This is a genomic window from Bacillus sp. P4_D3, assembly GCF_056401855.1.
This window is the reverse complement of record NZ_JBFUIN010000065.1, coordinates 1-14,169: the sequence shown is the minus strand read 5'-3', so window position 1 is coordinate 14,169 and position 14,169 is coordinate 1. Positions and strand designations below refer to the sequence as shown.

The following is a 14,169-nucleotide window of genomic DNA, read 5'->3' as shown; positions in this document are numbered from 1 at the left end:
GGATTAATTCCGGCAATTTTTTTTTATGATGGGATTGTCGAAAGTTGTTGGTAAGTCGATATATTATAAAAATCGCTGATATATTTGAAGTTGCGGTCGATATATTGCAAAAATCGCTGATATATTTTCTGGCGTCTTGCATCTTTCCCTCGAATGTAGTACATTAATTTTAGTTTAACAAAACGAAAGACGATGATAAGGAAAAGTAGTATATACTATAATCTAAAGCGAGTCAGGGGCGGTGAGAGCCTGATGAGGCGGTATATGTGAAGAACACCTTGGAGTTGCTAACCGAAATTGAAACTTGTATTCAAGAGTAGACTTAGACGGGAATCCGGCCTGTTACAAACCGGGAAGTATGTATTACATACGAGTTAAAGTTGGTCTTTATGACAAATTGGGTGGTACCGCGAAGTTTAACCTTTCGTCCCTTTATGGATGAAAGGTTTTTTTGTATTTAAATATATGAGTAAAGGAGAATTTTACTATGGAAAACACATTAGTAAAAAGTCTGTATAGAGATACAGATAAATACGCAGATCAAACAGTACAAGTATCGGGTTGGATTCGTAACTTACGTGATTCAAAAGCATTTGGTTTCATCGAATTAAACGACGGTAGCTTCTTCAAAGGTGTTCAAATCGTTTTCGATACAGAATTAGAGAACTTCAAAGAAATTGCAAAGCTTCCACTAAGCTCTTCAGTTAAAGTAGAAGGTAAAGTAATTGCAACACCTGGAGCGAAGCAACCATTTGAAATTAAAGCAGAAAAAATTGATATCGAGGGCTTATCAGATTCTGATTACCCACTTCAAAAGAAGCGTCACACGTTTGAATACTTACGTACAATCGCTCACTTACGTCCAAGAACAAACGCATTCTCTGCAACATTCCGCGTGCGTTCTATCGCAGCATTTGCAATTCACCAATTCTTCCAAGAGCGTGGATTCGTACATGTTCATACACCAATCATCACTGGTAGTGATACAGAAGGTGCAGGCGAAATGTTCCGCGTAACAACGCAAGACTTAAACAACGTACCAAAAGGTGAAGACGGACAAGTTGACGAAGCAAAAGACTTCTTCGGTAAAGAAACAAACTTAACAGTAAGTGGACAACTTAACGCTGAAGCTTATGCATTAGCATTCCGTGATGTGTACACGTTCGGACCTACATTCCGTGCAGAAAACTCAAACACAACTCGCCACGCAGCGGAGTTCTGGATGGTTGAGCCTGAGATTGCATTCGCTGAATTAGGTGATGTAATGGATCTTACAGAAGATATGCTGAAATATGCAATGAAATACGTACTAGAGCATGCACCAGAAGAAATGGACTTCTTCAACAGCTTCGTTGATAAAACAGTTCTAGAGCGCATGAACAACGTGATCAACTCTGACTTCGGTCGCATCACTTATACAGAAGCAATTAAAGTACTTCAAGAATCAGGTGCTGAATTCAAATACCCAGTAGAATGGGGTATTGACTTACAAACAGAGCACGAAAGATACTTATCAGAAGAAATCTTCAAACGCCCTGTATTCGTAACTGACTATCCGAAAGACATTAAAGCATTCTACATGCGTATGAACGAAGATGGTAAAACAGTAGCAGCTACTGACCTTCTAGTTCCTGGCATCGGCGAATTAATCGGCGGTAGCCAACGTGAAGAAAGAATGGACGTTTTAGTAGACAGAATTAAAGAATTAGGTATGAACGAAGAGGACTACTGGTGGTACTTAGAACTTAGAAAATACGGCGGTACAAAACACGCTGGATTCGGTCTAGGTTTCGAGCGCTTCCTAATGTACATCACTGGTATGGCTAACATCCGTGACGTAATTCCATTCCCAAGAACTCCAGGTTCTTCTGAGTTTTAAGATGAAAAAAGCGAGAGCAACTGCTCTCGCTTTTTTTGTTTGGAAAAATGTTGTTCATAGGTTCGTTCATCTCTCACATATAGTAAAACGAATGAAATATTTATGGGCAAGGGAAGGGGTTTTTGTACAATGGGGGAAATTCCAAGTCATACAAAGTGGACATTGCGTGACAAGTATATAGTAATCACTGGTGCAACAAGTGGTATTGGATTAGCGGCAGCTAAGGCATTTGCGGAGCGCGGTGCCAAGCTAGGAATTATTGCACGCAACGAGGCAAAAGCGAATGATGCTATTGCTCAAATTAAGGATGTAACGAATGGGGATGTGATGATAGATCTATTTTTAGCTGATATGGCTTCCCAACAATCTATACGCCGGGTAGCTACTGATATTTTAGAAAGGTGTCCGAGAATAGATATATTAGTGAATAATGCTGGTGCTTTATTTCAAACAAGGCAGCTTACAGAGGACGATTTGGAGATGACTTGGGCGGTTAACCATTTAGGTCCATTCCTAATCACTAATTTGCTGTTGGAGCGTTTAAAAGAAAGTGCTCCTGCTCGTGTTATCACCACCGCATCTCACGGTCACAAAATGACTAAAAAGGGAATTGATTTCGGTGATTTAGATGCAGAACAACTGTATCGTGGTGCTAAGAAATTCATGGGTGGTCCTACAATGCGTTATGCGCAATCAAAACTAGCAAATATTTTATTTACCGCTGAATTGGCAAAGCGGTTGGAGGGGACGGGTGTTAGTGCATACAGCTTCGATCCAGGGCTAGTGGCTACGAATTTCAACCAGGACAATGGTCTAGTTGCTCGCTTAACTATGGCAGCAATGAAACCTTTCTCTCGTACACCCGAGAAAGGTGCTGAAACTCTAGTATGGCTAGCAGAATCAACYGAATTTACTAATCATAGTGGTTATTACTATGCCGATAAGCAAATAGGAAAAATGTCTGAAGCTGCCTTGGATAAGGATGCCGCAAAACGTCTATGGGACATTAGTGAAAAACAGACAGGAGGATAAAAGAGTAGCCAGTATATGTTCAGATGGTTATGCTGAATAGTTTTTTACTCTTAAGTGAAAAGTAATCTTGGGGGTGATTGTAATGAGTAAGAAAGTGAAAACAGACCATTCTAGATCAAGCTTAGGTTCTCCGGAAGTGGAAGGACAAGGAACGACTACGCATGAAACGGGTTCTTATAAAGTACCTTCATCAAATAAGAAGCAGAAACGAAGTTAAACATAAAAAGGGAGTCATGGAGACTCTCTTTTTTAGGTGAATAGTAAATGAATATATATCAGATTAAATTTAAATATATAGATATAAATAAGAAGTGCGGCAAAAATAGGAACGTGTGAGATCCTATTTATCCATTTTTCATTCATAAAAGGCGAAAAGAATTCAATTCTTTTCGCCTTGTTTAGTTCATCCATATCCTGTCGATACTAAAAAGTAGTTATTTTTTCAGTAACCGAAACGCCTTCTCTGTATTAGCAAAATGCACTTTCACAAACTCAGGTAGTCTTTCTTTACCGACTTTTTGAATTAATTTAGCAGCGGCAATATCAACTTGTTTACCAGCACCTTTCGGAAGTTGCATACCAGCTTTTTTGCTTAGTTCGTCAAATTGTTTTACGAATGAGTAACGAGCTAAAATAGAAGCGGCGGCTACTGCTAAATGGACACTTTCACCTTTTGTAGCGAAATAAACATTTTCACGCTGTACCTGTTTTTGTTTCGCTAAATATTTATAGTATGTATCAGGCTGTGTAAATTGGTCGATTAAGATACCCTCAGGTGTTGTAGGTGCAATTTTAGCCAATAAGTTTGTGATGGCTTTGTTATGCAGTAAAGCCTTCAGTTTACCTTGGTTGTTTCCTTTATCAAATAGCTCGTTATATTTTTCATTATGAAGAACGAGGGAGCTGTAAGGAACAACGTGAAGGAGTTGTTTTGCAATCTCAGCAATTTGAGCATCATTTAAGTTTTTGGAGTCTTTTACACCGAGTTCTTTTAAAAGTGGAATTTGCTTCGCATCCACATATACAGCAACTACTGTCATCGGTCCGAAATAATCACCAGTACCTACTTCGTCTGATCCTAGAATAGACATTGTGCCGATGGAAGCGGGCGGCGCATAACGATGTGAATTGACCGATTTTTTTACAGCTGATTTTGGTGTTTGAGAGACGGTTTGCCAACGAGAAGCTTCTGCTTCAGCACGTCCACCTTGAAACATCACTTTCCCTGATTTATAAGCTGTAATTGTGCAAGATGGAACCTTTGCCATAAAGATACCGCCTTGCGGAATTTTGGGGCTAAGTGCTTGTTTGTATTGTTGTTTCATGTCTTCAATTACTGTAGAACTTGTTTGTATTACGATAGAATTTGACAAAATGGTCGCTCCTTTTTTATGTTGTTATTTTTATCATATCGGATTGTTCTTTCTGTTTCCATATTATGATGGTTCATGGTATGATAAACTTTAGGATTCTGTACGTGATTGGAGGCCGGTGAGTTGTCACAACAAAAGGGAAATAAAAGTCGAATTAATGTAGAAATATATGGTCAACAATATTCAGTTGTTGGCGATGAAAGTACAAGTCATATCCGCATGGTAGCAGCGATTGTGGATGATAAAATGCGCGAACTCAATGCCAAGAATCCTTCGCTTGATACGAGTAGACTAGCGGTATTGACGGCGGTAAACGTCATACACGATTACATAAAATTAAAAGAAGAACATGAGAAATTGAAAGAAAGTATGACACAAAAAGGAATTGAATAAACATGATTGATATTATTATCATTTTATTGCTTGTTATGGGATTCTTCCTCGGTTTACGCAGAGGATTTATTTTGCAACTTGTAAAGTTAACAAGCTTTATTATCGCATACCTCGTTGCATACTGGTATTGTAAAGATTTAGCGCCAGCACTTGCGAAAATTATTCCGTATCCATTTGATAAGAATGTTTCTGTTCCAGAATGGATAGATGCGAATAATATTGAGGGTGTCTTCTATCAAGCAATTGCGTTTATCGTATTATTTATTATTACAAAAATCGCACTTTCACTACTTGGTAATTTACTGAATATGTTTGCAGAAATCCCAGTTTTAAAGCAAGTCAATGCGGTTGCTGGGGCACTTCTTGGCTTTTTAGAAGTGTATATCATTCTGTTTGTCTTAATTATTGTTGGATCAATTCTTCCAATTGAACAAATACAAACACCATTACAAAAATCATCAATTAGCAAAATAATTGTAGACGATACACCGATTCTTTCTGAAAAGGTGAAGGAACTATGGCAGACAGGTAGCAGAGTGTAACTTCTCTTTTTTCGGAAAGAGAAGTTTTTTTCTATGAAAGAAAGGCGGGGCAATGATGAAAGTGAATAAAAAACAAGTTATCAAATTACTAGAGACAATCGGCCTGTTTATGGAACTAAAGGGCGCAAATCCATTTAAAATATCTGCATTCCGTAAAGCGGCGGCAGCGCTAGAAAGTGATGACCGTAGTCTTTCTGAAATTGAAGATTTCACAAAGATTCCAGGTATCGGAAAAGGAACGGCAGCAGTTATTCAAGAATATATAGAATCGGGAACATCTGAAGTACTACAAGAACTTGAAAAAGAAGTGCCAAGCAGTTTATTACCACTATTAAAACTACCAGGCCTTGGTGGTAAGAAGGTGGCCAAGTTATACAAAGAACTTGGTGTTGTTGATATGGAAACGTTAAAAGCTGTTTGTGAAGAAAATAAAGTACAAGCTTTAGCTGGATTTGGTAAGAAAACAGAAGAGAAAATATTAGAAGCAATTGATCAAGTAGGCTCTCGTCCAGAGCGTTTACCAATTGCGATGGTATTGCCTATTGCCGGGGAAATAGAGGAGAAATTGTCGAATGTTGCTGAAATAATCCGTTTCTCACGTGCTGGTAGTTTACGCCGTGTTCGTGAGACAGTGAAGGACTTAGATTTCATCATTGCAACGACAGAGCCAGCAGTAGTACGTGAACATTTACTACAATTTGATAATATGATTGAAGTGATTGCAAGTGGAGATACGAAAGTATCTGTTCGTCTTCAATATGAATATGATATTTCAATTGACTTCCGCTTAGTAAAACCAGAAGAGTTTATTACAACTCTTCACCATTTCACAGGATCAAAAGACCATAACGTAAAAATGCGCCAAATTGCGAAAGATAGAGGCGAGAAAATTAGTGAGTACGGTGTAGAAAACTTAGAAACAGGTGAAGTGAAAACATTTGAAACGGAAGAGGATTTCTTCGCTCATTTCGGTCTTCCATTCATCCCACCAGAAGTGCGTGAAGATGGAAAAGAAATTGAATTAATTAAAGAGTATCCGAACTTAATTCAGTTCTCTGATATACAGGGTGATTTACATATGCATACAACGTGGAGTGACGGTGCTTTTTCAATTGAGGAAATGGTACAAGCATGTCGTGCTCGTGGGTATAAATTTATGGCAATTACTGATCACTCGCAATACTTGAAAGTAGCGAACGGTTTAACGAAAGAGCGTCTTCGTGAACAAGCGAAAGAAATTGAACGTATGAATGAAAAGTATCCAGAAATTACAATTTTGCGCGGAATCGAAATGGACATTTTACCAGATGCGACACTTGATTTTGATGATGAAGTATTAGCAGAACTAGATTATGTCATTGGAGCCATTCACTCTAGCTTCTCACAAGACCGTGAAACGATTATGAAACGTCTTCGCACTGCACTTGAGAATAAACATGTGACAATGATTGCCCATCCGACAGGACGTCTTCTTGGGCGCCGTGAGGGTTACGATGTAGATACAGATTTATTAATTCAGCTCGCAAAAGAAACAAATACAATTTTAGAATTAAATGCAAATCCAAACCGTCTAGATTTAAGTGCGAAATTATTAAAACAAGCACAAGATGCTGGTGTAAAAGTAGCGATTAATACGGATGCTCATACACTTGAAATGTTAGAAGATATGGAAACAGGTGTAGCGGCAGCACGTAAAGGTTGGATTCAAAAAGATAACGTGATTAACACATGGGATATTGAACGTTTATTAGACTATATTAAACGTAATAAGTAACACAAGGGGGACCTGCAACATGTTAGAAAGAACGTTGCGTGTATTAGAATACAATAAAGTAAAAGAACAATTACTTGAACATACAGCATCTTCACTTGGTCGTGATAAAGTGAAGAATTTAGTGCCAAGCACAGATTTTGAAGAAATTGTGGAACTGCAAGAAACAACGGATGAGGCAGCGAAAGTTATCCGTTTAAAAGGACATGTACCACTTGGAGGGATTTCTGATATTCGCTCAAATGTTAAGCGTGCGAAAATTGGAAGTATGTTAAGTCCGCATGAGTTAATCGAAATCGCAAGTACGATGTATGGTAGCCGCCAGATGAAACGATTTATTGAAGACATGGCTGAGAATGGCGTAGAGCTTCCAATTCTAGAAGGACATGTCGCGCAAATTGTATCTTTATATGATTTAGAAAAGAAAATTACAAACTGTATCGGTGACGGCGGTGAAGTAGTCGATAGCGCAAGTGACAAATTGCGTGGTATTCGTAACCAAATTCGTACTGCGGAAAGCCGTATTCGTGAGAAATTAGAAAACATGACGCGTTCTTCAAACGCACAAAAAATGTTATCAGACGCAATTGTAACGATTCGTAACGAACGTTACGTAATCCCAGTAAAACAAGAATACCGCGGCGTATATGGTGGTATTGTTCACGATCAATCTGCTTCTGGACAAACGTTATTTATCGAACCGCAAGTAATCGTGGAATTAAATAATGCGCTTCAAGAAGCACGTGTGAAAGAAAAACAAGAAGTAGAACGCATTTTAATGATGCTAACAGAAGAAGTAGCAGTGGAAGCTGATATCATTTTATCAAACGTAGAAGTAGTTGCAAATCTTGATTTTATTTTTGCGAAAGCTCTTTATGCGAAGCGAATTAAAGCGACGAAGCCAATCGTAAATAATGAACGCTACATGGATTTAAAACAAGCACGCCATCCGCTTATTGATCCGGAAATTATCGTGCCAAATAACATTATGCTTGGTAAAGACTTTACAACAATCGTTATTACAGGACCGAATACAGGTGGTAAAACAGTTACACTGAAAACAGTCGGTATTTGTGTCTTAATGGCGCAATCTGGTCTTCATATTCCGGTAATGGATGAATCAGAGATATGTGTATTTAAAAACATCTTTGCTGATATCGGTGATGAGCAATCGATTGAACAAAATTTAAGTACATTCTCTTCTCATATGGTAAACATTGTAGATATTTTAGAAAAAGCTGATTTTGAAAGTTTAGTCCTATTTGATGAATTAGGTGCTGGGACAGATCCGCAAGAAGGGGCTGCACTAGCGATTTCTATTTTAGATGAAGTATGTAACCGTGGTGCTCGCGTTGTTGCAACGACGCATTACCCAGAATTAAAAGCATATGGATACAATCGTGAGCAAGTTATTAATGCGAGCGTTGAGTTCGATGTGAATACATTAAGCCCAACGTACAAATTATTAATCGGTGTACCAGGACGTAGTAACGCCTTTGAAATTTCGAAGCGTCTTGGTTTGTCTGATCGCGTTATTGATCGCGCTCGTAATCATATTAGTACAGATACGAATAAAATCGAAAATATGATTGCAAAGCTAGAAGAAAGCCAAAAAAATGCAGAGCGCGAACGAAAAGAAGCGGAAGAACATCGTAAGCAATCTGAAAAACTTCATCGTGAATTACAGCGTCAAATTATTGAATTTAACGATGAGCGCGATGGAAAATTATTAAAAGCGCAAAAAGAAGGGGAAGAAAAAGTCGAAGCTGCGAAGAAAGAAGCAGAAGGCATTATTCATGAACTTCGTCAATTGCGTAAAGCGCAGCTTGTAAATGTGAAAGACCATGAGCTTATTGAAGCGAAGAGCCGTCTAGAAGGGGCAGCGCCAGAGCTTGTGAAGAAACAAAAAGTAAATGTGAAAAATACAGCGCCGAAACAACAATTACGACCAGGTGATGAAGTAAAAGTGTTAACGTTCGGTCAAAAAGGTCAATTGCTTGAAAAAGTAAGTGATACAGAGTGGAGCGTACAAATTGGTATTCTGAAGATGAAAGTGAAAGAATCCAATATGGAATACATTAATACACCGAAGCAAACTGAGAAAAAAGCAGTCGCAAGTGTGAAGGGTAGAGATTATCACGTGTCGTTAGAGCTAGACCTTCGCGGTGAACGTTATGAAGATGCAATGATGCGCGTTGAAAAATATTTAGACGATGCACAGCTTGCAAGCTATCCTCGTGTGTCAATTATTCACGGTAAAGGAACAGGAGCGCTTCGCCAAGGTGTACAAGATTACTTGAAGAAACATCGCGGCGTGAAAAACTACCGCTACGGTGACATGGGCGAGGGAGGCCTAGGCGTAACAGTTGTCGAATTAAAATAGCAAACAACCAAACAAAAGGGGAAACCATTATATGTTTATGGACAAACTTGCAAAAGTATTGTTAGCTTGTTGCGGAATATTTTTGGTGATTGGGGTAATTTATTTAGTTGTTTTTGCGAAGTAAAGGAGCGTCAATCTTGGCATAATGATATTGCCATGGATTGACGCTTTTAATCTATAAGAAAAGGAATAAAACATGAAAATCAACCAATACATAAGCGAAGTAAAATCCTGCTCAAGACGCGAAACAGACCGTCTTATTAAAGCAGGACGTATCGCGATTAACGGTGAAATTTGCACGCACGGTACAATCGTGAGCGATGGTGATGTTGTAACGATTGATGGACAGGTTATTGCAAAAGAAGAGAAGGAAAAGGTGTATATCGCCTTTCATAAACCAGTTGGAATTACTTGTACAGCAGCTGATCATATTGAAGATAATATTATTGATTATATCAATTACCCAGAGCGAATCTTTCCTGTTGGACGGTTAGATAAAGCGTCGGAAGGACTCATTTTATTAACGAATGACGGCACGATTGCCAATCGAATTCTACACGGTGATTATGAGCATGAGAAAGAATATGTTGTTACGGTTGATAAGCCTTTTACAGATTGGTTTATTGATATGATGTCCAGTGGTGTAAAGATTAAAGATGGAATAACAAAGCCATGTAAAGTGATAAGAGTCGATCAATCAACATTTCGCATCGTTTTAACCCAAGGAATGAACAGGCAAATTCGCAGAATGAGCCGTGCTTTCGGGTTTACTGTAACAAAGCTAAAGCGAGTACGCATTATGAATATAGAGCTGAATGGACTAGAATCTGGAAAATGGCGAAACATTACAGCTGACGAATTAGAAATATTAATAGGGCAGTTATAGGGAGAAAAGTTTTCTCCCTATATTTTTTTGTCAGAAAAAATAAAACTATTGATTTTTTAAAAAATAGCCCATATAATAAAAAACAACAAGTTTCGACAAGATATTTTATAAAAGTAATGATGAGGACATGAGTTGTTTTTGACGATTCTCAGAGAGGGAAGCCTTAGGCTGTGAGCTTCCTAATACGGAAAGACAAACTTACCACCTCTAAACTTCAAGAGTGAACTGCATGATGCATTGTAATTCTTGGCGGATAAAACCGTTATCAATTTACACGAGCTATAAAATGAGCTTATTTCGTTATAAATTCATTTTATTAGAATAAGGGTGGAACCACGATTTCAACACTCGTCCCTTTGTTAGGGACGGGTGTTTTTTGCGTTCTTTTATAGGGAAGTATGCTTGAAAGAGGATATGTGACGGACTTTGATTCAGAATATTTTGTTAATCAGATAATTATTTAGGAGGTTAGTAGAAATGAAATCATCTTTAAAGTTTTCTGAGATGTTTGCAATAAGTTTAATGTTATTTGCACTATTTTTCGGTGCAGGTAATATGATTTTCCCACCAGCGTTAGGACAAGGTGCTGGAACAGATGTATGGATCGCGTTATTTGGCTTTATCGTAACAGGTGTAGGACTGCCTTTATTAGGGGTTATTGTTATAGCTCTAAAGGGAGATATTAATGAATTAGCAGGACGTGTACATCCTATATTCGCACTTGTTTTTATCACTGCAATTTACTTATGTTTAGGCGTATTCGTAAGTGTTCCACGTACAGGAACAGTTGCTTACGAAATGAGTGTTGCACCGTTTTTACCAAGTGAAATAGCTGGTCAATCATATCCACTTGTTATCTTTACACTTATTTACTTTGCAGTAACTTTCTATTTAGCTTTAAACCCATCGAAATTAGTGGGACGCATCGGTAAAGTGTTAACTCCAATTTTGTTAGCTGTTATTGCAATTATTGTAGGTAAAGCAATTATTACGCCAATGGGAGAGTTTGGTGCACCGACAGAAGCGTATAGTGCTCCTCTTTTTAAAGGTTTTATCGACGGATATTTAACTTTAGATGGACTTGCAGCACTCGTTTTCGGAAATGTTGTCATTAGTGCTTTAAAAGCAAAAGGTATTACAAATAAGAACAGTATTGCGAAAGTAACAATCTTTGCAGGATTTATTGCAGCACTTGGTTTACTTCTTGTTTATTTGGCGCTTGCTTACCTTGGAGCTTCTAGTGTTTCACTTGGAATGGGAGCAAACGGAGGGATCATTTTAACAAACGTCGTAAATCATTTATTTGGTAATTACGGAATGTTATTACTAGGCATCGCAATTACAGCAGCATGTTTAACAACTTCTGTTGGTATTGTTGCAGCTTGTGGAGAATATTTCTCTTCGTTATTACCGAAGCTTTCTTATCAAAAAGTTGTTTTCATTTTTTGTGTATTAGCATTTATGGTAGCGAATCTTGGTTTAACTCAGTTAAATGCATTAGCATTGCCAATTTTAATTGCAATTTATCCAATTGGTATCGTATTGATCGTATTATCACTCGTTGAAAACTACGTTCGTCTTCCATTAGCGATGTATGTAGGTGGTATTGTAGGATCATTTGCGATTAGCTTCTTTGATGGATTACACAATGCAGATCTTCAAATTGCAGAACTAACACCTATTTTAGATAAAATCCCATTATATAGCGTAGGGATTGGTTGGCTAGTTCCAGGTATGATCGGTATAGGAATTGGTTATATAGTTTCTAAGTTTCAAAAGCAAGAAATTGCTGTAGAAAAATAGAGAAAAGAGGCTTTCTATGAAAGGAAGCCTCTTTTTTTGTAGAAAAAGCCGTATATAAAAAAATTTAGATATTAAAAAAATTATACGTAATATAGTTGACAATAAAATTAGCATTAGGCTAAGATTGACTTAGTTGTGGAAATATTGGAAGGGAAGTGAGGGGAGCAGGGGAAGAGGTTTTCTATGACTATATCATTTTTGGAAGAAGAGGTGATAGAACAATAGAATTAGGTAGTTTATTTTTTTTGTGGTCTGTTGAGAATGATAATCAGTAAAGAGATTGAATTATTTTAGAGTGCTTTTTATAGGGAATATAGAGGGATATTATATTTTTTGACCTTTAGTGAGAATGATAATCAACGATACTTACATTACATAAAGTAATGACAATGAAATAAAGGTAGAAGAGATTATTTTTTTTCTTATAAATTGAGAATAATTATCATTTTCAAATTATAAAACGAAAGATAAACAAGGAGGAAGTAAGCAAAATGAGAAAGTTTTCAGTATTACCCGCATTTATTATAACGTTAGTATGTATGCTAGCTTTTCTCGTAATACCATCTGGACAAGCCTCAGCAAAATTAGCTGATGGTACTTACGATATTAACTACGTTATCAAAAAGGCGGAAGATGATTCAGCTTCAATGGCAAATGATTATTTTGAAAAACCAGCTAAGTTAATTGTAAAAAATGGTGAGATGAGAGTACAAGTTCCAATGAATCATAGTGCTTGGATTACAGAATTTAAAGCACCAGATAATGGTAATTTCGTTGATTCAAAAGTAATTAGCAAAGACGAAGCAGCAGATAAAAGAACGGTTGAATTTAAAGTTGATGATTTATCTAAACCGTTAGGAGTAAAAATTCATGTTGTTGTACCAAGTGCAAACTACGACCATCATTACACAGTTCGCTTTGCGTTTGATGCGAATGTAAAAGCTGTAGGCGGCGATAACAATGTAGCTGCTGCAACAAAAAATAATGATGAAACTAAAAAAGATACACAAGTAAAAGAAGAGAAAACGAAAGTAGATAACAAAGAAACAAATAAAGATACAAAAAAAGAAACAAATGAAAGTGGAAAAGCTGAAAAAATAGATAATCCAAAAACAGGCGACGAAGCACGTATCGGATTATTTGCAGCGTTAGTTTTAATCTCAGGTGTTTTCTTAGTTCGTAAAGTGAAGTTAAGTAAATAAATTTTAAAAAGGAGAGTCATTCTATTGAACAGGTATTTAAAAATTGTTGTTGCAATGTTTCTAACGATTTTTACATTCGTATCAACGCTACAACCACTTGCAGTTCAAGCAGCTACAACTTTAGCTGACGGTGAATATTCAATTGGTTTCAAAGTTTTGAAAGATACATCAGATGAAGAATCAATGATGAATCAATATTCTATAAGCCCGGGGACTTTGAAAGTGAAGGATGGGAAAAAGAAAGTATCCTTTACGTTAACGCATAGTTCATGGATTACGAAATTTGAAACAGAAAAAGGTAGTCAATTCGTTGATGTAAATGTAGTTAGTGAAGATACAGAGAGCGATACAAGAGTAGTAGAATTTGATGTAGAAGATGTAGAGAAAATATTAAATGCGAAAGTAAAAGTTGATATTGATGCTTTTAATTATCATCATTACTATGACATTCGTATTTCATTCGACCAAAATAGCATTACACCAATTCATGTAGAAAAACCAGATGAAAAAGAGGACCCAGCTAATAAGCCAGATCCAAATGAAAATCCGGATCCAAGTCAGAAGCCCGACCAAAAGCCTGACTCAGATCAACAACCAAATTCTAACACAATTAAAGATGGTGCGTACAGCATTCCCTTTAAAGTGTTAAAAGATAAAACAGATGAAGAATCTAAAATGAATACTTACATGGAAAATCCAGGAGTATTGAAAGTAGAGAATGGTAAGAAAAAAGCAATCGTAACACTAAAAAGTAGCTCATTAATTAAAAACTTCCAAATGGAAAAAGATGGTGCATTTGTTGATGCAAAAGTAGTGAGTGAAGATAAAGAAAAAGGTACAAGAGTCGTAGAATTTGAAGTGGATGATTTATCTAAAAAAATAAATACAAAAGTATTTATTGAGGT

Annotated in this window: 12 protein-coding genes and 2 other annotated features; of the genes, 11 read left to right on the top strand and 1 reads right to left on the bottom strand. The window is 37.0% G+C overall.

Going from position 1 to position 14,169, the window contains the following annotated elements; all coding sequences use genetic code 11:
* Positions 1-183 precede the first annotated feature (183 nt).
* Positions 184-435, top strand: a binding site (T-box leader).
* A gap of 52 nt (positions 436-487) precedes the next feature.
* The 3 genes from asnS (at position 488) to AC1DTM_RS10890 (ending at position 3,128) form a co-directional block, all read left to right on the top strand.
* Positions 488-1,879, top strand: a complete 1,392-nt coding sequence (gene asnS, locus AC1DTM_RS10900) for an asparagine--tRNA ligase (RefSeq protein WP_016106310.1) — start codon at positions 488-490, stop codon at positions 1,877-1,879.
* Positions 1,880-2,008: 129 nt separating this feature from the next.
* Entirely contained in the window at positions 2,009-2,911 is a 903-nt protein-coding gene (locus tag AC1DTM_RS10895; protein ID WP_016106309.1) for an SDR family oxidoreductase, read from the top strand.
* Positions 2,912-2,993: 82 nt separating this feature from the next.
* Positions 2,994-3,128 carry a YuzL family protein gene (locus AC1DTM_RS10890; protein WP_002112167.1) on the top strand — a complete coding sequence of 45 codons (135 nt, stop codon included), beginning with the start codon at positions 2,994-2,996 and terminating at the stop codon, positions 3,126-3,128.
* 217 nt (positions 3,129-3,345) lie between these two features.
* Here AC1DTM_RS10890 and rnhC read toward each other — a convergent pair whose 3' ends face one another.
* Positions 3,346-4,284 (bottom strand): ribonuclease HIII, encoded by a 939-nt coding sequence (rnhC, locus tag AC1DTM_RS10885; protein WP_016106308.1) that lies wholly within the window; start codon positions 4,282-4,284, stop codon positions 3,346-3,348.
* A gap of 123 nt (positions 4,285-4,407) precedes the next feature.
* On the opposite strand from rnhC, the gene zapA reads away from it, so the two are divergent.
* From zapA to AC1DTM_RS10845, 8 genes are all read left to right on the top strand, one after another.
* Positions 4,408-4,677 (top strand): cell division protein ZapA, encoded by a 270-nt coding sequence (gene zapA / locus AC1DTM_RS10880; RefSeq protein ID WP_002112165.1) that lies wholly within the window; start codon positions 4,408-4,410, stop codon positions 4,675-4,677.
* A 2-nt stretch (positions 4,678-4,679) separates the two neighbouring features.
* Positions 4,680-5,219 carry a CvpA family protein gene (locus AC1DTM_RS10875; RefSeq protein WP_002015450.1) on the top strand — a complete coding sequence of 180 codons (540 nt, stop codon included), beginning with the start codon at positions 4,680-4,682 and terminating at the stop codon, positions 5,217-5,219.
* Positions 5,220-5,274: 55 nt separating this feature from the next.
* Positions 5,275-6,993, top strand: coding sequence for a DNA polymerase/3'-5' exonuclease PolX (gene polX, locus AC1DTM_RS10870; RefSeq protein ID WP_477000222.1), 1,719 nt, complete (start codon positions 5,275-5,277; stop codon positions 6,991-6,993).
* 19 nt (positions 6,994-7,012) lie between these two features.
* Positions 7,013-9,373, top strand: a complete 2,361-nt coding sequence (locus AC1DTM_RS10865) for an endonuclease MutS2 (RefSeq protein ID WP_016106306.1) — start codon at positions 7,013-7,015, stop codon at positions 9,371-9,373.
* 196 nt (positions 9,374-9,569) lie between these two features.
* Positions 9,570-10,259 (top strand): 23S rRNA pseudouridine(2604) synthase RluF, encoded by a 690-nt coding sequence (locus tag AC1DTM_RS10860; RefSeq protein ID WP_016106305.1) that lies wholly within the window; start codon positions 9,570-9,572, stop codon positions 10,257-10,259.
* Between the two features lie 107 nt (positions 10,260-10,366).
* Positions 10,367-10,618: a binding site (T-box leader), on the top strand.
* 118 nt (positions 10,619-10,736) lie between these two features.
* Complete coding sequence (gene brnQ6, locus AC1DTM_RS10855) at positions 10,737-12,062, top strand: branched-chain amino acid transport system II carrier protein BrnQ6 (RefSeq protein WP_016106304.1); 1,326 nt, start codon at positions 10,737-10,739, stop codon at positions 12,060-12,062.
* Positions 12,063-12,553: 491 nt separating this feature from the next.
* Positions 12,554-13,264, top strand: a complete 711-nt coding sequence (gene isdC / locus AC1DTM_RS10850) for a heme uptake protein IsdC (RefSeq protein WP_088099558.1) — start codon at positions 12,554-12,556, stop codon at positions 13,262-13,264.
* Between the two features lie 24 nt (positions 13,265-13,288).
* On the top strand, positions 13,289-14,169 hold an 881-nt coding region (locus tag AC1DTM_RS10845; protein WP_477000221.1), incomplete at its 3' end, for an NEAT domain-containing protein.

Coding starts and splice junctions, on each gene's coding strand:
- AC1DTM_RS10875 (WP_002015450.1), top strand. CDS start 4,680: ATGATTGATATTATTATCATTTTATTGCTTGTTATGGGATTCTTCCTC.
- isdC (WP_088099558.1), top strand. CDS start 12,554: ATGAGAAAGTTTTCAGTATTACCCGCATTTATTATAACGTTAGTATGT.
- AC1DTM_RS10865 (WP_016106306.1), top strand. CDS start 7,013: ATGTTAGAAAGAACGTTGCGTGTATTAGAATACAATAAAGTAAAAGAA.
- AC1DTM_RS10890 (WP_002112167.1), top strand. CDS start 2,994: ATGAGTAAGAAAGTGAAAACAGACCATTCTAGATCAAGCTTAGGTTCT.
- polX (WP_477000222.1), top strand. CDS start 5,275: ATGAAAGTGAATAAAAAACAAGTTATCAAATTACTAGAGACAATCGGC.
- brnQ6 (WP_016106304.1), top strand. CDS start 10,737: ATGAAATCATCTTTAAAGTTTTCTGAGATGTTTGCAATAAGTTTAATG.
- asnS (WP_016106310.1), top strand. CDS start 488: ATGGAAAACACATTAGTAAAAAGTCTGTATAGAGATACAGATAAATAC.
- AC1DTM_RS10860 (WP_016106305.1), top strand. CDS start 9,570: ATGAAAATCAACCAATACATAAGCGAAGTAAAATCCTGCTCAAGACGC.